The organism is Pelagerythrobacter marinus (assembly GCF_009827515.1).
In the GTDB taxonomy this organism is placed as follows: Bacteria; Pseudomonadota; Alphaproteobacteria; order Sphingomonadales; family Sphingomonadaceae; genus Pelagerythrobacter; species Pelagerythrobacter marinus.
The window spans coordinates 189,968-209,863 of the sequence record NZ_WTYO01000005.1 but is presented as its reverse complement, the minus strand read 5'-3'; the positions used below and the strand labels follow the sequence as shown (position 1 = coordinate 209,863).

16 protein-coding genes are annotated in these 19,896 nt (G+C 69.2%); 12 read left to right on the top strand and 4 right to left on the bottom strand.

Annotated elements, in window-relative coordinates:
• Positions 1-13 precede the first annotated feature (13 nt).
• Both GRI72_RS11995 and GRI72_RS11990 read right to left on the bottom strand, forming a co-directional pair.
• Positions 14-364, bottom strand: coding sequence for a cupin domain-containing protein (locus GRI72_RS11995; RefSeq protein ID WP_160734223.1), 351 nt, complete (start codon positions 362-364; stop codon positions 14-16).
• 83 nt (positions 365-447) lie between these two features.
• Positions 448-1,794, bottom strand: a complete 1,347-nt coding sequence (locus GRI72_RS11990) for a pectate lyase family protein (protein WP_160734154.1) — start codon at positions 1,792-1,794, stop codon at positions 448-450.
• A gap of 172 nt (positions 1,795-1,966) precedes the next feature.
• On the opposite strand from GRI72_RS11990, the gene GRI72_RS11985 reads away from it, so the two are divergent.
• The 6 genes from GRI72_RS11985 (at position 1,967) to GRI72_RS11960 (ending at position 10,162) form a co-directional block, all read left to right on the top strand.
• On the top strand, positions 1,967-4,723 hold the full coding sequence (locus GRI72_RS11985; protein ID WP_160734153.1) for a TonB-dependent receptor: 2,757 nt from the start codon (positions 1,967-1,969) through the stop codon (positions 4,721-4,723).
• A 37-nt stretch (positions 4,724-4,760) separates the two neighbouring features.
• Positions 4,761-5,762 carry an alpha/beta hydrolase gene (locus GRI72_RS11980; protein WP_160734152.1) on the top strand — a complete coding sequence of 334 codons (1,002 nt, stop codon included), beginning with the start codon at positions 4,761-4,763 and terminating at the stop codon, positions 5,760-5,762.
• 5 nt (positions 5,763-5,767) lie between these two features.
• Entirely contained in the window at positions 5,768-7,375 is a 1,608-nt protein-coding gene (locus tag GRI72_RS11975) for a family 43 glycosylhydrolase (RefSeq protein ID WP_160734151.1), read from the top strand.
• Positions 7,376-7,494: 119 nt separating this feature from the next.
• Positions 7,495-8,409, top strand: coding sequence for a TRAP transporter substrate-binding protein (locus GRI72_RS11970; RefSeq protein ID WP_237487124.1), 915 nt, complete (start codon positions 7,495-7,497; stop codon positions 8,407-8,409).
• A gap of 2 nt (positions 8,410-8,411) precedes the next feature.
• Positions 8,412-8,879 carry a TRAP transporter small permease gene (locus GRI72_RS11965; protein WP_160734149.1) on the top strand — a complete coding sequence of 156 codons (468 nt, stop codon included), beginning with the start codon at positions 8,412-8,414 and terminating at the stop codon, positions 8,877-8,879.
• Positions 8,879-10,162, top strand: a complete 1,284-nt coding sequence (locus GRI72_RS11960; RefSeq protein ID WP_160734148.1) for a TRAP transporter large permease — start codon at positions 8,879-8,881, stop codon at positions 10,160-10,162. The genes GRI72_RS11965 and GRI72_RS11960 overlap by 1 nt, the downstream gene beginning before the upstream one ends.
• Before the next feature lie 4 nt (positions 10,163-10,166).
• Here the strand turns inward: GRI72_RS11960 and GRI72_RS11955 are convergent, their stop codons facing one another.
• Positions 10,167-11,663: a UxaA family hydrolase gene (locus GRI72_RS11955; protein WP_160734147.1), complete on the bottom strand. Its 1,497-nt coding sequence runs from the start codon at positions 11,661-11,663 to the stop codon at positions 10,167-10,169.
• Positions 11,664-11,817: 154 nt separating this feature from the next.
• On the opposite strand from GRI72_RS11955, the gene uxaC reads away from it, so the two are divergent.
• Both uxaC and GRI72_RS11945 read left to right on the top strand, forming a co-directional pair.
• A complete protein-coding gene (uxaC, locus tag GRI72_RS11950; protein WP_160734146.1) occupies positions 11,818-13,218 on the top strand; it encodes a glucuronate isomerase in 1,401 nt (466 codons plus the stop codon).
• Positions 13,215-14,567, top strand: coding sequence for a mannitol dehydrogenase family protein (locus GRI72_RS11945; RefSeq protein ID WP_337191186.1), 1,353 nt, complete (start codon positions 13,215-13,217; stop codon positions 14,565-14,567). The genes uxaC and GRI72_RS11945 overlap by 4 nt, the downstream gene beginning before the upstream one ends.
• A gap of 21 nt (positions 14,568-14,588) precedes the next feature.
• Here GRI72_RS11945 and GRI72_RS11940 read toward each other — a convergent pair whose 3' ends face one another.
• Positions 14,589-16,151, bottom strand: a complete 1,563-nt coding sequence (locus GRI72_RS11940) for an acetyl-CoA acetyltransferase (RefSeq protein ID WP_160734145.1) — start codon at positions 16,149-16,151, stop codon at positions 14,589-14,591.
• A 109-nt stretch (positions 16,152-16,260) separates the two neighbouring features.
• Here GRI72_RS11940 and GRI72_RS11935 point away from each other — a divergent pair, with 109 nt between their 5' ends.
• The 4 genes from GRI72_RS11935 (at position 16,261) to GRI72_RS11920 (ending at position 19,891) form a co-directional block, all read left to right on the top strand.
• A complete protein-coding gene (locus GRI72_RS11935; protein ID WP_160734144.1) occupies positions 16,261-16,875 on the top strand; it encodes a flavin reductase in 615 nt (204 codons plus the stop codon).
• Between the two features lie 63 nt (positions 16,876-16,938).
• Positions 16,939-17,922 (top strand): ArsR/SmtB family transcription factor, encoded by a 984-nt coding sequence (locus GRI72_RS11930; protein ID WP_160734143.1) that lies wholly within the window; start codon positions 16,939-16,941, stop codon positions 17,920-17,922.
• On the top strand, positions 17,919-18,848 hold the full coding sequence (gene metF / locus GRI72_RS11925; protein ID WP_160734142.1) for a methylenetetrahydrofolate reductase: 930 nt from the start codon (positions 17,919-17,921) through the stop codon (positions 18,846-18,848). The genes GRI72_RS11930 and metF overlap by 4 nt, the downstream gene beginning before the upstream one ends.
• Positions 18,845-19,891, top strand: a complete 1,047-nt coding sequence (locus tag GRI72_RS11920) for a homocysteine S-methyltransferase family protein (protein ID WP_160734141.1) — start codon at positions 18,845-18,847, stop codon at positions 19,889-19,891. Before metF ends, GRI72_RS11920 begins: the two co-directional genes overlap by 4 nt.
• Positions 19,892-19,896 lie beyond the last annotated feature (5 nt).

Here is a 19,896-nt window from a genome sequence, read left to right as displayed (position 1 = left end):
GGTGGCACCGCGGCTAGTCGCGCGGCGCCACGGGATAGGCGATGATGATCGACAGCGGTTCGTCGCCGACCTGCCGGATGCCGACGACGGCCCCTTCGTAGAGGTACGCCGCCATGCCGGGGCGCAATTCCGCCTCCTCCCCATCCGAGATCACGACGCCGCGGCCGGCGGTGACGTAGTAGACTTCGTCGTGCGCGATCGGATGCTCGCCGACCGCCGCACCCGGGTCGAGGACGCGGCGGCGGAACTCCATCGTGCGCGGCTGCGGGGCCGCGTCGCTGATGCGATAGGCGGTGGACATTCCGATCGCGCCATGCGGCGGCGCCTCGCGCACCATCACGTCACTTTCGGAAACGACCACCATCGGCGGGGCCGCGGCGGGGCCCGCCCCGGATGCCGCCACGCAGGCCGGGAGGGTCAACGCCGCGGCCAGGGCCCAGCCGCGCCTCACCGCGCGCCCCCACGCATTTCGCGGTCGCGAGGCGACAGGTGCTCCTGCGCCCCGGCCTTCTGGCCGGGATAGCGGCCGCTGAGCGGCGTCATCGTGTCGAGGTTCCACTCGGCCTCGCGGAAGGGGGCGCGAGTCTCGGCAATCTCGGGATAGCCGCCGACCTCGTCTTCCGAATCGATGATCTCCCCGCGTCCTTCGGCGATGTAGAAGAGCACGCGGATTTCCTCCTCGCCCCGGTCCCAGGGGCGCGCACCGGCGGTGGCGAGCAACGTGGTCTCCACGTCCTGCGAGGGAAGGACATCGAACCCGGAAAGATCGGCCAGCGGGGCGTCTGCGCGAATCAGGCGCGCCCGGGTGTGGCCGTAGCGTCCGAACTCGGGCAGCGCGTTGCCGTGGCGATCGACCGCCACGTTGTCGCGGCCGTAATAGGCGAGGTCGCCCACGCCGCCGAGCATGAGGAAGGGCAGGCCTTCATCCGTGTCGTTGCCCCCGCGCATGACATTGCCGACCGCGGTGATCTCCCCCGTGACGTGGGGCTGGCCGGCCCATTCGAGGTCCATCAGGTTGTAGTGCACGGCGCGCAGCTGCGGATTGTAGATCAGGTTGTTGACCAGCGCGACCTGCGCGCCGCCTTTCACCAGGGGCGAGCGTTCGACATTGTGCGCCCAGATATTGCGGTCGAAGACGATGCCGGTGGCGTTGTCGTGGATCAGCGAGCCTTTCGAATGCTCGCCCTTCGGATGGCTCGAATCGGCAAGCCCCTCGGCCGCGAGGTTGAGGCGGAAGGTCACGTTGTGGCTCGTGCCCTTGCGCCATTCCTCGATCGTATCGCCGGTGAAGCGCGGCCCGCTGGCCGACATGTTCTCGTCGATCGCCCACATGAACGTGTTGTTCTCCACCAGGACGTTCGCCGCCCCGGCCGTGGAGAAGGCATCGGTTTCCCATCCGCTCCGCTTGGCCTGGCCGGCCGCGCCGGTCAGAACCCGCAAGTGGCTGATCTTCACATCGTGCGTCTTCACGTCGATCCCGCCGCGCAGCAGCGTGACGCCGGGGGAGGGGGCCGTCTGCCCGGCAATGGTGACATAAGGTTCGCTGATCCGCAGCGTGGAGCGATCGAGGTCGATCGCGCCGCCCACTTCGAACACGATGATTCGCGGCCCCTTGGCGGCGAGCGCTTCGGCCAGGCTGCCGGGCCCGTCCTTGGCGAGGGTGGTCACCCGGATGATGCGGCCGCCCTTGCCGCCCTCGGTCGGGTCGGGCGGAGCGGCCTGGGCAGGGGCGGCAAGAAGCAGGCCGAAGGCCCCGGCAAGAGCGACCAGGCGGGTTGCAATTTTCGATTTCATGACATCTCCTCTCCGACTTAACTTGACAAGGCTGGCCCGCTTAGGCAATGAAGAATGACACCGGTTACCAAAAAAGGCCGGAGTTGGGAATGATCGGATGTCGGATGGGTGTGGCGCTGAGGCGCCCGCAAGCTCACCCCAAAAAGACACCGGTGCCATTTTGGGAGGAGTTATGAAGTACTCACTCGTTTCGCGTCGTACGAAGGCGGCCCTGCTGGCCGGCGGCGCGCTCGTTCTGCCGCAGGCGCTCCACGCACAGGACGCCGGCACGCTCGATGCCGAGGAAGTCGGTGACGAGGCAGTGGCCGACGTTGCCGACGAAGGCAATGTCATCGTTGTTTCCGGTTTTCGCGAATCGCTGAACGCGGCTGTCGCCGCCAAGCGCGAGGCGGTCGGCCAGGTCGACGTCATCGTCGCGGAAGACATCGCGAAGTTTCCCGACACCAACCTCGCCGAATCGCTTCAGCGCATCCCCGGCGTCGCGATCGAACGCGACGCGGGCGAGGGGCGCCAGATCACGGTTCGCGGCCTTGGCGCACAGTTCACCCGCGTGCGGGTGAACGGGATGGAGACGATCGCGACATCGGTCGACGGCGCATCGTCGAACCGCGACCGCGCGTTCGATTTCAACGTGTTCGCCTCCGAGCTGTTCAACTCGATCGTCGTCAACAAGACGGCCTCGGCCAAGCTGGACGAGGGTTCGTTGGGCGCGGTGATCGATCTGAGCACCGGCAACCCGCTGGCCTATGGCGCGGGCACGAAGCTCGTCGTCACCGCCCAGGGGCGGTATAACGATCTCAACGACGACATCTCGCCGCGCCTCGCCGGCCTTGCCGCCTGGAACAACGCGGACGAGACCTTCGGCGTGTCGGCCTCGGTCGCATGGTCGAAGTACGAGACGGCCGAGCTGGGCAACAACTCGGTCCGCTGGGCCAACAACGCCACGTTCCGTTCGGTCGGCGGAGTCGATTGCGAGGCCAATCCGGCCGACCCGGGCTGCGTCGAAGTGCGCGAAGCCTTCCACCCGCGCATCCCGCGCTACGGCCTCGTCAATCACGAGCGCGAGCGGCTCGGCGCCACGGCGGCGGTCCAGTTCCGCCCGACCGACAGCACCGACATCGAGATCAACGCGCTCTACTCGAACTTCAAGGAAGACCGGGACGAGTACTGGGGCGAAGTGCTCCTGCGTTCGAACGAGGACGAGATCGACGTCGTCGACTACACGATCGACGGCCCCAACCTCGTCAGCGCCGACCTGTCGAACGCCTGGATCCGCAACGAACGCTACCACCGCGAGAGCGAGACCGATTTCTACCAGGTCTCCGGCCGGTTCGAACAGCGTTTCGGCGACTTCACGGCCACGCTTTCGGGCGGCTTCTCGAAGTCGGACGCGACGATCCCCGTCGAGACCACGATCATCTTCGACGATCGCGACGGCGACTACAGCTACGACTATTCCGACATGAAGTTTCCCCGGCTGACGTTCGGCACCGACGTGACCGATCCGGGCAACTTCCAGCTGGCGGAGTTCCGCGACCGGCCGAGCCGGGTCGAGAACAAGTTCAAGACCATCGCGCTCGATCTCGAGTACGAGCCGGTTCACGGCCTGACGCTGTCGGCCGGGCCGTTCTATCGCAAGTTCGAGTTCTTCACCACGAGCGCGCGGCGCGACAGCCAGTATTGCTCGGCCTTCGATTGCGCGCCCGGGGCCTACGGTGCGCCTGTCACGCCCGACCTGGCCGAGCTGTTCGAACTCGGCGACGCCGGGCAGCCTGCGGGCAACACCAATGCCTGGATCGTGCCCGATCTCGACGCGGCGGTCGCGTTCCTCGATCTCTACAACATTCCGGCCGCGACGCGCGAAGGCGATGAGCGGGGCGTGAGCGAGGAAGTGACCGGCGGTTACTTCCAGACCGACTTCGAGATCGACCCGGGCGTGCGGATGACCGGCAACTTCGGCGTGCGCTATGCCCATACCGACCAGTCCTCGCAGGGCTTCGTCTCGGGCCAGTACGTCAACGTCGATCGCAGCTACGACGATTTCCTGCCGGCGGCGAACCTGAACATCTTCCCGGCGGACAACTTCATCGTCCGCGGTGCGATCGCGCAGGTCATCACGCGGCCCACGCTCGGCTCGCTGACGCCGGGCGGCTCGGTGGACGAGTTCAACTTCCGCATCAGCTCGGGCAATCCGTTCATCGAGCCGTACCGGGCGTGGAACTACGACCTCTCGCTCGAATGGTACTTCGCCCCGGGCGCGATCCTGTCGCTGGCGGGCTTCGTGAAGGACATCGAGAGCTTCCCGGTCAGCGCCTCGCGCGAGATCACCTATGCGCAGAGCGGCCTGCCGACTTCGCTCCTCACCTCGGGGACGCCGGCCTACGATGCCGTGGTCAATGGCACCGATCCCGGTCGCCTGTTCGAATCGCGCACCACGCTCAACGGCGAAGGGGCCGTCATCAAGGGGCTGGAACTGGGGCTGAACCTGCCCTTCTCCGCCTTTACCGGCGCAGACTTCGTCAGCGATTTCGGTATCCTCGGCAACGTCACCTACGTCGACAGCAACCGCGACGAGGAATTTGAGGACGAGATCTACGAGATCACCTTCCCGGGCGTGTCGAAGTACTCGGCCAATGGCACGATCTACTACGACAACGGGCGTTTCTCGGTCCGCGTCTCGGGTGCCTATCGCAGCGACTACAACACCGGTGGCAGCGGCAACGGCAACTTCCTCGAAGGCTTCGGTTCGACCTTCAACCTCGATGCCTCGATCCGCTACAAGCTGACCGACAATATCGAGCTGCTGGTGGACGGGAACAACCTGACCGACCAGTACCGCTACCGCTGGACCGACGATCCGACGCGTCGGAACTACGAGAACAATCACTTCGGACGGATCATCATGGTCGGCGCGCGCGTCGAATTCTAGGATCCCGCCCGAGGGAAGCGATTGAGGGGGCTCGCGCATGAACAGTGATCGGAGATCGGTGCTCGGCGCGGGCCTCACGCTTTCCTTCCTGGGGGCGACGGGGCTTTCCGCCCAGACGCCTCCCCCCTCGGCCGGCGGTGCCTTGCCGCCGGGCCTTCCACAGCCGGTCGAGACGATCGATCTCTGGCCGCAAGGCGCCCCGGGCATGCCCGCGCGCGCGCCGGTCGAACAGGTCGCGGAGCGTTCAACCGATCCGCTGGTCACCGACCGCGCGGTGCGCGGCATCGCCGTGCCTCGCCTGTCGGTGTTCCGGCCCGACCGGCCCAACGGCGCCGCCGTACTCCTGATTCCCGGCGGGGGCTATCGCCACGTCGTCGTGGACAAGGAAGGCTACGAGATGGCGCGCTGGCTCGCGGCGCGCGGTTTCACCGCCTTCGTCCTGTTCTATCGTCTGCCCTACGACGGATGGGCCGCGGGGCCGCACGTGTGCCTGGCCGATGCACAACGCGCCATGCGCGTCATCCGCAGTCGCCACGCCGATTTCGCGATCGACCCGGAACGGGTCGCGGCGATGGGCTTTTCGGCCGGCGGCCACTTGTGCGCCGACCTCGCCACCCGCTTTGCAAGGCGCGTCTACGAGCCGGTGGACGCGGCCGATCGCCTGGGGGCGAAGCCGATCTGTGCGGCGCCGGTCTATCCGGTGGTGGCGATGCAGGCCCCGCATGCCCACCCCGGCTCGCGCGAGCGCCTTCTCGGCGCTTCGCCGTCCGCGGCGCTCGAAGCGGCGCACTCACCCGATCGGAACGTGCCGGCCGACGCCCCGCCGTTCTTCCTTCTTCATGCCGAGGACGACGATGTCGTCCCGGTCGAGAACAGCCTGATCCTTCGCGCCGCGTTGAAGGAGAAGGGCATTCCCGTCGAAACCCATCTCTTCCGGCACGGGGGGCACGGCTTCGGCCTGCGCAAGGCGATCGGCAAGCCGGTCGCGGCCTGGCCCGAGCTGTGGCGCGAATGGGCGCGCGGAACAGGATTGAGCTGACGATTATGGACCGTAGAACTCTTCTCGCCAGTGCCGGCGCTGCCGGGCTCGCCGCCCCGCTGGGCCTTTCGCTTCCCGCCGCGGCGCAGGGCGGCCGGGCCGCCGGGCCGCGCACCTACCGGCGCGGGTTCGACAACCAGCGCGTGCCCGACCAGGGCGATGGCACGTTCCTGAACCCGGTCATTTCCGGCGATCGCCCCGACCCGGCGATCCTGAAGGACGGCGACGACTATTACGTCACGTTCTCCACCTTCGATGCCTATCCCGGTCTGACGATCTGGCATTCGCGCGACCTGGTGAACTGGCGCCCGCTCAAGCCCGCGCTGCACCGCAATATAGGGTCCGTCTGGGCGCCCAGCCTGCACAAGGATCGCGGCCGCTACCTCCTCTACATCCCGGTCAAGGCGAGCCCGCGCAACGACATCTTCGTCACCTGGGCCGACGCGATCGAGGGGCCGTGGAGCGACCCGGTGCCGCTGGGCCTGCACGATCATATCGATCCGTGCCATGCCGTCGCCGAAGACGGCAGCCGCTGGCTGTTCCTTTCGGGCGGCGACCGCGTGCGCCTGTCGGACGACAACCTCTCGCTGGCGGGCGAGGTCGAGCATGTCTACGACCCGTGGCGCTATCCTTCCGACTGGATTGTCGAGGGCTTCGCGCCCGAAGGCCCGAAGATCTACCGGATCGGGGGCTGGTTCTACATGCTCACCGCGGTCGGGGGCACGGCGGGGCCGCCGACCGGGCACATGGTCATCGCCGCGCGTTCGCGCTCGCTCCATGGGCCGTGGGAACACCATCCGGGCAACCCGCTCGTGCGCACGACCTCGATCGACGAGGCCTGGTGGTCGCGCGGCCACGCCTCGTTGGTCGAAGCGCCGGATGGCAGCTGGTGGTCGCTCTACCACGGGTACGAGAACGGGTTCTGGACGCTCGGTCGCCAGTGCCTGATGGACCCGGTGCGCTTCACCCCCGATGGCTGGTTCGAAATGACCGGCGGCGACCTGTCGCAGCCGATCGCCAAGCCCGCGGGGGGCGAGGCGCAGCCGCACGGCATGGCGCTGTCCGACGATTTTTCGGGGCCGCTCGCCTTGGGCAGCAAGTGGGCGTTCTTCCGCCCCGCCGCGGACGAGGCGGATCGCGTCCGCGCGGGCGGCGGTGTCCTTCGGCTTGCCGGCAAGGGCGATGCCCCGTCGAGCGGCTCGCCCCTGCTGGTGACGGCCGGCGACCGCAGTTACCGTTTCGAATGCGATATCGAGATCGCGCCCGGCGGCCGGGCGGGGATGGTCCTGTTCTATGACGACAAGCTCTATTGCGGGCTCGGCTTCGACGCAGAACGGTTCGTGACGCACCAGTACGGGATCGAACGGGCGCGCCCGGCCAACCCCCACGGCGGCCGGATGCGGATGCGGGTGACGAACCGCGAACACATCGTCACCTTCGACACCAGCGGCGATGGCGGGCGGACCTGGCACCGCTTCGACCGCGGAATGGAGGTTTCGGGGTACCACCACAATGTCCGCGGGGGCTTCCACATGTTGCGCCCCGGCCTCTATGCAGCCGGGCCGGGCGAGGCGAAGTTCCGCGATTTCCGCTTCACGGCGCTGGACGACTGAGGATGGGGGGCGGCCGTTTCTCGTCCTCCGTCGTTCGCGGCGCGATCTCCCGGCGTCGGCTGCTGGCCGGGGGGCTGGCGCTTTCGGCCGCCTCGGCCCTTCCGGGGTGCAAGCCGCGCATGTCCGGCCTGCTGACCGGGGCGGACGCCCACCCGGCCGATTATCCCACGGTCAAGGCGGTGGAGTTCATGGGCCGCTACCTGTCCGAACGGACCGGCGGGCGGCTGGGGATCAAGGTCTATGCCGGCGGCCAGCTGGGAAGCGAGACCGATACGCTGGAGATTACCAGCTTCGGCGGGCTCGATCTCAACCGCGTCAACTTCGCGCCGCTCAACTCGATCGAGCCGATGACGTTGCCGTTCTCGCTGCCGTTCGTGTTCGAATCGGTGCCGCACATGCGGCGCGTGGTCGATAGCGAGGTGGGTGACGAAGTTCTCGCGGCGATGGAGCCGCATGGCCTGATCGGCCTGTGCATTTACGATTCGGGGGCGCGCAGCTTCTACAACACGCGCCGCGCGATCCGCACGCCCGACGACATGGCGGGGCTGAAGCTGCGCGTGCCGGCGTCCGACCTCTACGTCGCGATGATCAACGCGCTGGGGGCGAACGCGGTGCCGATCCCGTTCGGCGAGGTGTACCAGTCGCTGGCCCAGGGCGTGATCGACGGGGCGGAGAACAACTGGCCCTCTTTCGTCAGCGCCCGCCACTACGAGGTCGCGAGCCATCTGAGCCTGACCGAACATCTGCTGACGCCCGAGGCGCTGGTGATGAGCAAGGCGAGCTGGGACCGCCTCTCGCCCGGCGATCGGGACCTGGTGCGCGAGGCGGCCCGGTTGTCGGTGGCCGAGATGCGGCGCCTGTGGGACCGGCGCGTGACCGAGGCGAAGGCAACGATCGCCGCCTCGTCCGTGGCGGTCAACGAGGTCGAGAAGGAACCGTTCGCCGCGCTGATGCGCCCGGTCTGGGAAGAGTTCATCACCACGCCGCGGCAGAAATCGATCGTCGAACGCATCCTCGCGATGAGGGAGGGTTGATAATGGCTGCGACAATCGCGCGCTGGCTGATCGGCTTCGGCGCCGCGGGGCTGATCGCCATGACGGCGATCATCGCCTGGCAGGTCTTCGGCCGCTTCGTGCTCGATTCGAGCCCGTCCTGGACCGAGCAGGCATCCCTGATCCTGATGATCTGGTACGTCATGTTCGCCTCTGCCGCCGGCGTTTACGAGGGGTTCCACATCCGCATCGCCCTGCTGGAAGAGCGGCTGGGCGAGCGCAGCCGCGGTCTTGCGCGGGCGGTCGCGCTCGTCGTCGCGATCGTCGGAATCGTGCTGCTGATCTACGGCGCGCAGCTGTGCTGGGCCGTGCGCGGCAATGCCGTCCCCTCGCTGGGGATCAGCCGGGCGGCGGCCTATGTACCGCTGCCGATCGCCGGCCTGCTGATGACCGTTTTCGCAATTCCCCGGATCGTGCGCGGCCGCGTTCCGGCAGAGGAGAGCAAGGCCTGATGGAACTCCTGGTCCTCTTCGGCGTGCTGTTCATACTGCTGGCGATCGGCGTGCCGGTGGCCTTTTCGCTGCTGGCGGCGGCGCTGTGCTGCTTCGCGGCGATGGGCATTCCCCCGATCGTCGCGGTCCAGCGGGTCGCGGCGGGCATCAGCGTTTTCACGCTGATGGCGATCCCGTTCTTCATCTTCGCCGGCGACCTGATGTACCGGGCGGGTATTGCCGACCGGCTGGTGCGCGTGGCGGACGCCGCCGTCGGCCGGGTCCGCGGCGGCCTCGGCATCGTCGATGTCGGTGCCTCGATGATGTTCGGCGCGGTCTCGGGTTCGGCCATTGCCAGCGCCTCCGCGATCGGTTCCACGATGGTGCCGCTGATGCGGGACAAGGGCTATCCCGGCGATTACGCGGTCAACGTCACCGTCACCGCGGCGATCGTCGGCCTGCTGATCCCGCCGTCGCACAACATGATCATCTATTCGGCGGCATCGGGGATCGGCGTTTCGATCGGCGACCTGTTCCTGGCCGGCATCGTCCCGGGCCTGCTGACGGGCGCGATGCTGATGCTCGCCGCCTGGCTGGTCGCCCGGCGCCGCGGCCTGCCGGTGGGGCGCTTCCCCGGCTGGCGCGAGTTCATCCGCGCCGCGGCCTACGCCATCCCCGGGCTGATGACGGCGGTGATCATCATGGGCGGCATCCTCAGCGGCTTCTTCACCCCGACCGAGAGCTCGGCCGTGGCGGTCGTCTATACCGTCGCGATCGGCGCGCTCGTCTATCGCAGCCTCGGCTGGCGGGGTACGTGGGAAGCGGCGGCCAAGTCGGTCCGGACCGCCTCGATGGTCCTGTTCATCATCGCCGCGGCGACGGCCTTCGGCTTCGCGCTCGCCCTGCTGGAAGTGCCGGCGGCGCTGGCCTCGCTGATCGCGCTGATGACGGAGAATCCGCTACTGACCCTGCTGATCATCAACCTGATGCTCCTGGCGCTGGGCACGTTCATGGACATGGCGCCGCTGATCGTGATCACCACGCCGATCTTCCTGCCGGTGGCCATGGGCGTCGGGGTGGACCCGGTGCATTTCGGGATCATCATGATGCTGAACCTGGGCATCGGCCTCGTCACGCCGCCCGTGGGATCGGTGCTGTTCGTCGGCTCGGCCGTGGGCAAGGTGCCGGTGACCGCGCTGGTGCGCACGATCTGGCCGTTCTACCTGACGCTGGTCGCCGCCCTGCTGCTGATCACATACGTCCCGGCGCTGTCGCTCTGGCTGCCGCAGGCCATCGGGCAATAGCGCGCTAGAGCGTAACGCCGCGCTTCCAGATCGAGATCACGCGCTGGCCGCTGCGTTCGGCAGCCGTCGGCTCGCCGCTGGCGATGGCGAGCAGCCGGCGGGCGAAATCGCCTGCGACGGTTTCGCGCCCTTCGTCCAGCATTCGCCCGGCGTCGAAATCGATCCACCCCGCCTTGTCGCGCGCAAGGCGCGAGTTGGAGGCGACCTTGACCGTCGGCACCGGGAAGCCGAGCGGCGTCCCCCGGCCTGTGGTGAAGAGGATCATCGTCGCGCCCGCCGCGGCCAGCGCGGTCGAGGATACGGCGTCGTTGCCAGGCGCCTCCAGCAGCGTCAGGCCGGGCCGCGTCGCTTGCCTGCCATAGTCGATCACGTCGACCAGCGGGGCCTGTCCGCCTTTCTGCACCGCGCCCAGCGATTTTTCCTCCAGCGTGGTGATGCCGCCGGCGATATTGCCGGGGGAGGGGTTCTCGGAAACCGGCTGCCCCTGGTCGAGGAAGTAGCGCTTGAACCGGTTGAGCAGGTCGCCCGCGGCCGCGAAGACCTCGGGCGAGGTGGCGCGGGCGAACAGCGCCTGCTCGGCGCCGAAGATCTCTGGAATCTCGGTCAGGATGGCCTTCGAGCCGCTGGCCGCCAGGCGGTCGCTGAACAGGCCCAGCAGCGGGTTCGCGGTAAGACCGGAAAGCGCGTCCGAACCGCCGCACTTGAGACCGACGGCCAGAGCCGATGCGGGCGCCGTCTCACGCTCCACGGGGGCGAGGAGATCGACCAGCTCGTCCACCGCGCGCACGGTTTCCACCCGCTCGTCCCCCGCGTCCTGGGCCCGCACGACGCGCAGCTTGCCGCGGCTGGCGGGATCGACGGCCGCGACCAGTTCGTCGAGCTGGTTGGACTCGCAGCCCAGGCCGACCAGGACCACCCCGCCGGCGTTGGGGTTGGCGCACAGGCCGGCCAGCGCGCGGCGCGTGCCGGCGAGATCGTCGCCCAGTTGCGAGCAGCCGTGGGGATGGCCGAAGCCCGCGATCGCGTCGATCCGCCCGGCATGGCGCGCAGCGCATTCGCGCGCCACGTCTTCCACCAGCGGCGCGACGCAGCCGACCGTGGGCAGGAGCCAGACCTCGTTGCGGGTCGCGAAACGCCCGTCTTCCCGGCGATAGCCCTGCCAGGCGGGCAAGGGTTCCGCCGTTACGGCCGCCTGCGCTGCCCCGGCAGGGCGATAGGCGACTTCGCCTGAAAGCGCGGTGGCGAGGTTGTGCCGGTGCACGTGCTCGCCGGGGGCTGCCGCGCGCGTGGCGTGGCCGATCGCCGCGCCGAAGCGGATCACCGGTTCCCCCTTGGCCAGGCCGGCCAGCGCGAACTTGTGACCGGCCGGCACATCGTCGCGGATACGTATTTCCGCCCCCTCGACCTCGACCGCCGCGCCGGCAGGCAGCGCCTCCAGCGCAGTGGCCACGTTATCGGCCTGGTGGGCCCGGATCGCCTGAATTCGCGCGGTTCGTGTCATGGGGCGGCTGGTTCCAGGTGGTTCGAAAGCGAGGCACTTCGGCCCCGAAAGTGTCTGATTTGCGCCATTGATACCGGTTTCCAAAACCTGCGCCAAGTGGCATATCCCCCGCACCGCGAACCGACATGCGAACCACGCAGGAGAAGACGCCCCGATGCCGCGCCCGCTGACCCTTCACCCCGACCGCCTCCTGCCGGCCGAACCCGCCGTGCGCGGCATTGCGCGCGAGCTCTATGCCTCGGTCGCCGACTTGCCGATCGTCAGCCCCCACGGCCACACCGATCCCGTCTGGTTTGCCACCAATGCGCCGTTCGGCAATGCGACCGAGCTGCTGCTCGTGCCCGATCATTACCTGTTCCGGATGCTCTATTCGCAGGGCGTCAGGCTGGAAGACCTCGGCATCGCCGGGCACGAGGCCGATCCGCGCGCGGCCTGGCGCATCCTGGCGAAAAACTACCACCTGTTCCGCGGAACGCCGTCGCGCATCTGGCTCGACTGGGTCTTTGCAGAGGCTTTCGGGATCGACGTGCGGCTCGATGCCGAAACGGCCGACCACTATTACGACACGATCACCGAGAAGCTCGCGACCGATGCCTTCCGCCCGCGCGCGCTGTTCGACCGCTACAATATCGAGGTGATTGCGACGACCGAGGGGCCGCTCGACACGCTCGACCATCATCGCGCGATCGCGGCAAGCGACTGGGGCGGCCGGGTCATCACCGCCTATCGCCCCGACCCGGTGGTCGATCCGGAGTTCGAGGGGTTCGCCGACAATCTCGCCCGGCTGTCGCAGGTTTCGGGCGAAGACTGTTCGCACTGGGCCGGATACCTTGCCGCCCACCGCGCGATGCGCGCCGCGTTCAAGGCTGCCGGCGCGACATCGACCGACCACGGGCATCCCACCGCGCGGACCGCCGATCTCCCGGCGGAGGAGGCGCAGGCGCTGTTCGACCGGGTCAAGGGCGGCGAGGCCTCGGCCGCAGACGCGGAACTGTTCCGCGCGCAGATGCTGACCGAAATGGCCGCGATGAGCGTGGAGGACGGGCTGGTCATGCAGATCCACCCCGGCAGCTTCCGCAATCACAACGCCGCGCTGTTCGAACGATTCGGGCGCGACAAGGGCGCGGACATCCCCACCCGCACCGACTATGTTCACGCGCTCAAGCCGCTGCTCGACCGGTTCGGGGCGGAGCGCGACCTGTCGATCATCCTCTTCACGCTCGACGAAAGCGCCTATGCCCGCGAACTGGCACCGCTGGCGGGTCATTACCCGTGCCTGCGCCTCGGCCCGGCGTGGTGGTTCCACGACAGCCCGGAGGGGATGCGGCGCTTCCGCCTGATGACGACCGAGACGGCCGGCTTCTACAACACGGTCGGCTTCAACGACGATACGCGGGCCTTCCTGTCGATCCCCGCGCGCCACGATGTCGCCCGGCGGATCGACTGCGGTTTCCTGGCCCAGCTGGTGGCCGAACACCGGATCGAGGACTGGGAAGCGGCCGAACTGGCGCGCGAGCTGGCCTACGACCTCGCCAAGCGGGCCTATCGCCTGTGAGGCTCGGCCCCGCCACGCTGGACCGGCTGCCGGACGAGATCGCGCAGTGCGGCTACGACCGGGCGGCCCAGGCCATCGGCGTGGTCCATTTCGGGATCGGCGCATTCCACCGCGCGCACCAGGCATGGTACATCGACCGCGCGATGGCCGCGGGCGACCGCGACTGGGCGATCGGCGCGCTCACCCTGCGCTCGCCCACGGTCGCCGGGCAACTGGCCCCGCAGGACGGCCTCTATACCCTGACCGAGCGTTCGGGGGCGGACGCGCGGACCCGCGTGATCGGCGCGGTGCGGGAAGTGCTTTTCGCCCGTCCCCATGCCGAGCGTGCGATCGGGCGGATCGCCGCGCCCGAATGCCGGATCGTCAGCTTCACCGTGACCGAGAAGGGCTATTGCCGGGCCGAGGACGGTGGGCTCGACCACGACCGAGCGCAGGAGAGCTTCTACCCCGTCCTGGGCGAAGCGCTGGTGCGTCGCGCGGCCGGGGGGCTGGCGGGGATCACCCTGCTTTCCTGCGACAACCTGGCCGGCAATGGCGCAGTTCTCCATGCGCTGGTGCGCGAATGGCTCGCCGCGCGCGCACCCGATGCGCTGGCCTGGTTCGAGGACAACTGCACGAGTCCGTCGACAATGGTGGACCGGATCGTGCCGCGCACGACCGGCGCCGACCTGGAGGCGCTCGAGGAACGGCTGGGACAGGAAGATCGCGGCGCGGTGTTCACCGAACGCTTCAGCCAATGGGTGATCGAGGACGACTTCGCCGCCGGGCGCCCCCGCTGGGAAGCGCTGGGAGTGCAGATGGTGGCCGACGTCGCCCCGTACGAGGCGGCCAAGCTGCGCATGCTCAACGGTGCCCACTCGCTGCTGGCCTATTGCGGGCTCAGGGCCGGCCACACTTACGTGCACGAGGCCGCGGCCGACCCGGCCCTTCGCCAACTGGCCGAACGGCTGATGGTGGCGGAGGCGATGCCGACGCTCGACCCCGCGCCGGGACAGGACCTGGCCGCCTATGCGCGCGACCTGCTGGCGCGCTTCGCCGACCCGGCCCTGCGCCACCGGCTGGACCAGATCGCGATGGACGGCACGCAGAAGATTCCGCAGCGCTGGCTCGACACGGCCGTCTGGCATTGCGCGCGCGGACAGGTGCCCGGCGCGCTGTGCAAGGCGTTCGATGCCTGGCGCTGGCATCTCGGCGACGCGCGGTTCGTCGACGACCCGGCCGGCGAAAGGTTGGTCGCGGCGGCGGGCGAGGGTAGGCAGGCCGTGCTCGATGCCTGCTTCGGCGGCGACGGGGGCGATCCGCTGTGGCCCGACTACGCGCAGGTTCGCGCGCTTTTCACGGGCGACTGAACCGGCTGCGGCCCGCCCCCGTTAGGCAGGGCCGAGCTTGCCGATGGTCCGCCCGTCCTCCGCGCGCGAGAGCCGGAGCGGGGCGCCGAAGGGCGCGCCGCCTTCGAACAACGCCCGCGTTTCGGAATCGTCCAGGTCGGCATTGGCGGCGATCCGCTCCCCCGCCGCGTTCCGCCCCAGGACGATGGCGCGCGGCCCGGCCTCGGTGCCCGGGGGGCTGTCGACGATCGTGTACGTCTCGACGGTCAGCCGATCCTGCTCCCCGGCGGCCTTGGGCACGGCGGCGGGCTGTCGCGGCAGGTCGATCGTGCGATCGTGCCCCGACCAGTCGGCCGGCTCGGTCGAATAGAGCGCGGCCGAATACTTGCTCATGAACCCGCCGTTGGCGCCGACGAGCGCATAGCTGCCGGGCATGGCGCGGGCGCGGGCGACGGCTTCGGCGATCGCGTGGGTCGAATAGTTGTTCCCGGGCCCGCCGAAGAACGGCAGGCCGCCGGTCAGCGTCAGTCCGCGCGGGTCGCCTGGCGCGAGATCGAAACGATCGGTGAGGTTGAACACCGGGATCGCGAAGCAGGAGTAGAGGTCGATATGGCGAACCTCGTCGAAGCTGCGCCCGCAGCGGCCGAGAGCCGCCTCGACCGCCGCGATCGAGGCGGGGCTGCGGGCGAGGTCGGCGCGTTCCATCGGCGCGGGCTCGCTCGCCGCGGCCACGGCGTGGACATGGACCCAGCGGCTTTCGGCAATGCCCAGCGCGCGCGCCTTGCCGGCCGAGGCGACGATTACCGCCGCCCCCTGGTTCACCTGGTCGCGGGCGACGGTCATCCGCGCATAGGGTTCGGCGACGATCCGGTTGCGATCCGTCACCGCGGCCAGTTCGTGCGCGGTGCGCGCGCGCGGCGCGGCAGCGTGGGGATTGGCCGCGGCGACCCGGGTGAAGGGCGCCAGGAGATCGCCGATCGCCTGGCGATAGGCCTGCGGCGAAAGGCCGCGTTCCGCGCGGCGGGCATTCTCGAACAGGGCGTAGTGCGCCAGCGCGCTGGTCGCGCCGTGGTGCAGCAATTCGGCATCGAACAGGCTTTCCAGCCCGTAGCCGCGATCCTCGATCGAGCCGCCGACGTGTTCGCTCCAGTCGCGCGCCTCGCCCGCGGCGCGCAGGGCGCGCACGGTGGAAATCGCCTCGGCCCCGGCAATCGCCGCGACCTCGCTGCGCCCGGCCGCGATCTCGCCGGCCAGCTCGCCCAGCAGGTTCTGCCCGGTCTGGCCGCCGGTCGTTTCCAGGATCGCCCGCGCCGGATCGGCGCCGATCCGGCGGGCGATCGCGCGCGGCGGGTTGTCGGCCCTGCCGAAGGGCGCGCTGGCGTCGGGTCGCGAGATCTCGAACTGGCGAATGGCGCCGATCGTGTCGATCGACCGCGCGAGCCGCGCCTGCCCGCCGGCGTCGACGCCGCTGTCGGCGATTGCGGCGGCCAGGGCATCGCCCGCCAGGTCCATCGGCGATCGCGCGCGGTAGCCTGCATCGTTCGTCCGTTCCGATACCTGCCCGACGCCGATGATGACCGGTGTATTCTCCGCTGGTTCGCCCATGCTGGATATTCTCTCCCGTCTCCATGCCGGCCATGCCCTGCCGCCGCCGTGCGGCAGGCGGCGCAGCGGGCCATTGCCAGCTTCGGGGATGGACCCTAGTGCAAGCCGAGTGATCGACAAGACCGCCTTTCGCAACGCCCTCGGCAGTTTCGTGACGGGGGTGACGATCGTCACCGCGCGCGATGGCGAAGGCAGGCCCGTCGGGCTGACGGCCAACAGCTTCAATTCCGTCTCGCTCGATCCGCCGATGGTGCTGTGGAGCCTCTCGCTCGGCAGCGCCAGCCTGCCGGCATTTCGCGACGCGACCGCCTGGGCGGTCCATGTCCTCGCCTGCGACCAGCAGGACATGTCCGATCGCTTCGCCCGCCGCGGGGTGGACAAGTTCGCCGGCCTGACGGTGACCGACGGGCCCGAGGGCGCGCCGCTGATCGAAGGCTACGCCGCGCGGTTCGGCTGCCGCGCCCGGTTCGAATATGAAGGTGGCGACCACGCGATCTTCCTCGGCGAAGTGGTGGATTTCGACCGCAGCGAGGCGGACCCGCTGATCTACCACGGCGGCCGCTACGGCCGGATCATGCCGCGGGGGGCGGACGAGGCCGAGGCGCAGGACCATGCCCGGCTCGCCGCGCTCGGGCTCGCGCGGGCCGATGGCGACAGCTGGCGGCTGACCGAACAGGGCCGGGCGCAGCTCGCCCTGCTCCAGCGGATCGCGCGGCAGGAATAGCGCGGACACCGGTTTCGCAAGGCGCTTGCACATATAACAATATCTTTATATGCGTTTCGAACCATGCGTATCGAAACGATCATGCGGGCGCTTGCCGACCCGACCAGGCTGCGGATCATGCGCCTGCTTTCCGCCATGGAACTGGCGGTCGGCGAACTCGCGCAAGTCCTGGGGCAGAGCCAGCCGCGCGTGTCGCGCCATGTCGGCATCCTGTGCGATGCCGGGCTGGCCGAACGCCAGCGCGAGGGGAGCTGGGTGTTCCTGCGCGCCCGCGTCGGCAAGGAACGCGGCAGCCCGGTGGGCGAGGCAGTGGCGCGCCTGCTCGCCACGGCCGAACGCGAAGACCCCGATTTCGCCGCCGCCTACGCCGACGATCGCCGCCAGCTCGCCGCGATCCGCGCCGCCCGCGAAAGCAGTGCCGAAACCTATTTCGCGCGCCATGCCGAGGTGTGGGACGAACTGCGCCGGCTGCACAGTCCGGACGAGCAGGTGGAGGCCGCGCTGGTCGAGGCGCTCGGCGATGCGCCGCTCGGCCGCCTGCTCGACATCGGCACAGGCACCGGCCGGATGGCGGAACTGTTCGCCGAACGCGCAGAGGGGGTCGTCGCCCTCGACAAGAGCCTCGACATGTTGCGCTTCGCCCGCGCCAAGCTGCAGAACCTGCCGTCGGACGCGGTCGAGCTGGTCCAGGGCGATTTCGCCGCCCTGCCTTTTTCCGCGCGCGGGTTCGACACCGTGCTGCTGCACCAGGTGCTCCACTTCGCGCAGGACCCTGCCGCCCCGCTGGCGGAGGCGGCACGGGTCACCCGGCCCGGCGGGCGGATCGCGATCGTAGATTTTGCCGCCCACGACCGCGAGGAACTGCGCGACCGGCACGCGCACGTGCGCCTGGGCTTCACCGACGCCGCGATCGCGTCGCTGCTGGCGGAGGCCGGCTTCGACCCTGCTCCGCCGATCGCGCTCGAAGGCGGGGAACTGGTGGTCAAGATCTGGATCGGCCAGCGCCTCGGCATGCCGGTCGGTACCCGCCAGAAGGCCAGCCGATGAGCCCGACTTTCGATCAGATGCAGGAAGCGCGCACGGCGCTCGACGCGCCGCTTTTCTCCGGCCTTGCGGGCGATATCGACGTGTCGTTCGAATTCTTCCCGCCCAAGACCGAGAAAATGGCCCAGACGCTGTGGGACAGCGTCCAGACGCTTGCGCCGCTGGGGCCGCGCTTCGTCTCGGTGACTTATGGCGCCGGCGGCACGACGCGCGAACGCACGCACGAACAGGTCGTGCGCATCAGCCGGGAAGCGCATATCCCGGCCGCCGCGCACCTGACCTGCGTCGAGGCGACGCGCGAGGAAATCGACGATATCGCGCGGCATTACTGGGACAGCGGGATACGCCACGTCGTCGCCCTGCGCGGCGATCCGCCCGATGGCCAGTCGCACTATGCCCCCCATCCGGGCGGCTATGCCAATGCCGCGGAGCTGACCGCCGGCCTGAAGGCCGTCGCGCCGTTCGAGATCTCGGTCGCCGCCTATCCCGAGGTTCATCCCGACGCGCGCGACGCCGCGGCCGATCTCGACAACCTGAAGCGCAAGTTCGACGCCGGGGCGACCCGCGCGATCACGCAGTTCTTCTTCGAACCGGAATGCTTCTTCCGTTTTCGCGACAGGGCCGTGGCCGCCGGGATCGACGGCGAGATCGTGCCCGGCGTGATGCCGGTGATGAGCTTCGCCAGCGTCCAGCGCATGGCGACACTGTGCGGCACGGCGATCCCGGGTTGGATGGCCGGGCTGTTCGAGGGCCTCGACGAACGGCCCGCCGCGCGCCAGCTGGTGTCGGCCACGATCGCGGCCGAGCTGTGCCGGCGGCTCTATGCCGGCGGGGTGCGCCAGTTCCACTTCTACACCCTCAACCGCGCCGAGCTGAGCTATGCCATCTGCCACATGCTCGGCCTGCGCCCCGGCGGAGGTGGGCGATGAGCGCGCGCGAACGCCTCGCGGCCGAGGCGGCCCGCCGAATCCTGATCTTCGACGGCGCCTTCGGCACCCAGATCCAGGCCCGCTCGCTGGAGGAGGCGGACTATGCCGGCTCGCTCGGCCTCGCTGCCGACCAGAAGGGCAACAACGACATCCTCGCCCTGACCCGGCCCGACGTGATCGCCGACATCACCCGCGCCTATCTCCAGGCCGGGTCGGACATCGTTTCGACCAATACCTTCTCCGCCAACCGCATCAGCCAGGCGGACTACGCGGCCGAATCGCAGGTGGAGGCGATCAACGTCGCCTCCGCCCGCATCGCGCGCGGCCTGGCCGACGAGTTCGAGCAGGCCGACGGCCGGCCGCGCTTCGTCGCCGGCGCGATCGGGCCGACGAACAAGACGCTCTCGCTCAGCCCCGATGTCGAAGACCCGGGCTTTCGCGAGATCGACTTCGATTTCCTGACCGAGGTCTATCGCGAACAGGCCGCCGCGCTGGTCGCGGGCGGGGCCGACTTCATCCTGATCGAGACGATCTTCGACACGCTCAATGCCAAGGCCGGGATCATGGCCGTGCGCCGGCTGGAGCGCGAGCTGGGGCGCGACGTGCCGATCATGCTGTCGATGACGCTGACCGACCTTTCGGGGCGCAACCTGTCGGGGCACACGGTCGAGGCGTTCTGGTATGCGGTGCGCCATGCCAACCCGGCGACGATCGGGCTCAACTGCAGCTTCGGCGCCGAACAGCTGCGGCCGCATGTCCAGTTGCTCTCGGGCATCGCCGATACCCTGCTGATGGCCTATCCCAACGCCGGCCTGCCCAACGAACTGGGCGAATACGACGAGGCGCCCGAGACGACGGCCGCGCTGGTCAGGGGCTGGGCGGAAAACGGGCGGGCCAATATCCTGGGCGGCTGCTGCGGTTCGACGCCCGAGCATATCGCGGCCATTGCCGCCGCGGTGGAAGGGCTTGCCCCGCGCGCGATCCCGGCCCGCGACACGAAGATGCGGCTCGCCGGTCTCGAACCTTTCTCGATCGCGGCATAGAGACC

What these genes read in the sequence shown, in the direction of transcription:
- GRI72_RS11930 (WP_160734143.1), top strand. Translation starts at nt 16,939, where the DNA reads ATGCGTATCGAAACGATCATGCGGGCGCTTGCCGACCCGACCAGGCTG.
- GRI72_RS11940 (WP_160734145.1), bottom strand. Translation starts at nt 16,151, where the DNA reads ATGGGCGAACCAGCGGAGAATACACCGGTCATCATCGGCGTCGGGCAG.
- metF (WP_160734142.1), top strand. Translation starts at nt 17,919, where the DNA reads ATGAGCCCGACTTTCGATCAGATGCAGGAAGCGCGCACGGCGCTCGAC.
- GRI72_RS11920 (WP_160734141.1), top strand. Translation starts at nt 18,845, where the DNA reads ATGAGCGCGCGCGAACGCCTCGCGGCCGAGGCGGCCCGCCGAATCCTG.
- GRI72_RS11995 (WP_160734223.1), bottom strand. Translation starts at nt 364, where the DNA reads ATGGTGGTCGTTTCCGAAAGTGACGTGATGGTGCGCGAGGCGCCGCCG.
- GRI72_RS11980 (WP_160734152.1), top strand. Translation starts at nt 4,761, where the DNA reads ATGAACAGTGATCGGAGATCGGTGCTCGGCGCGGGCCTCACGCTTTCC.
- GRI72_RS11975 (WP_160734151.1), top strand. Translation starts at nt 5,768, where the DNA reads ATGGACCGTAGAACTCTTCTCGCCAGTGCCGGCGCTGCCGGGCTCGCC.
- uxaC (WP_160734146.1), top strand. Translation starts at nt 11,818, where the DNA reads ATGCCGCGCCCGCTGACCCTTCACCCCGACCGCCTCCTGCCGGCCGAA.
- GRI72_RS11955 (WP_160734147.1), bottom strand. Translation starts at nt 11,663, where the DNA reads ATGACACGAACCGCGCGAATTCAGGCGATCCGGGCCCACCAGGCCGAT.
- GRI72_RS11965 (WP_160734149.1), top strand. Translation starts at nt 8,412, where the DNA reads ATGGCTGCGACAATCGCGCGCTGGCTGATCGGCTTCGGCGCCGCGGGG.
- GRI72_RS11990 (WP_160734154.1), bottom strand. Translation starts at nt 1,794, where the DNA reads ATGAAATCGAAAATTGCAACCCGCCTGGTCGCTCTTGCCGGGGCCTTC.
- GRI72_RS11970 (WP_237487124.1), top strand. Translation starts at nt 7,495, where the DNA reads ATGTCCGGCCTGCTGACCGGGGCGGACGCCCACCCGGCCGATTATCCC.
- GRI72_RS11960 (WP_160734148.1), top strand. Translation starts at nt 8,879, where the DNA reads ATGGAACTCCTGGTCCTCTTCGGCGTGCTGTTCATACTGCTGGCGATC.
- GRI72_RS11985 (WP_160734153.1), top strand. Translation starts at nt 1,967, where the DNA reads ATGAAGTACTCACTCGTTTCGCGTCGTACGAAGGCGGCCCTGCTGGCC.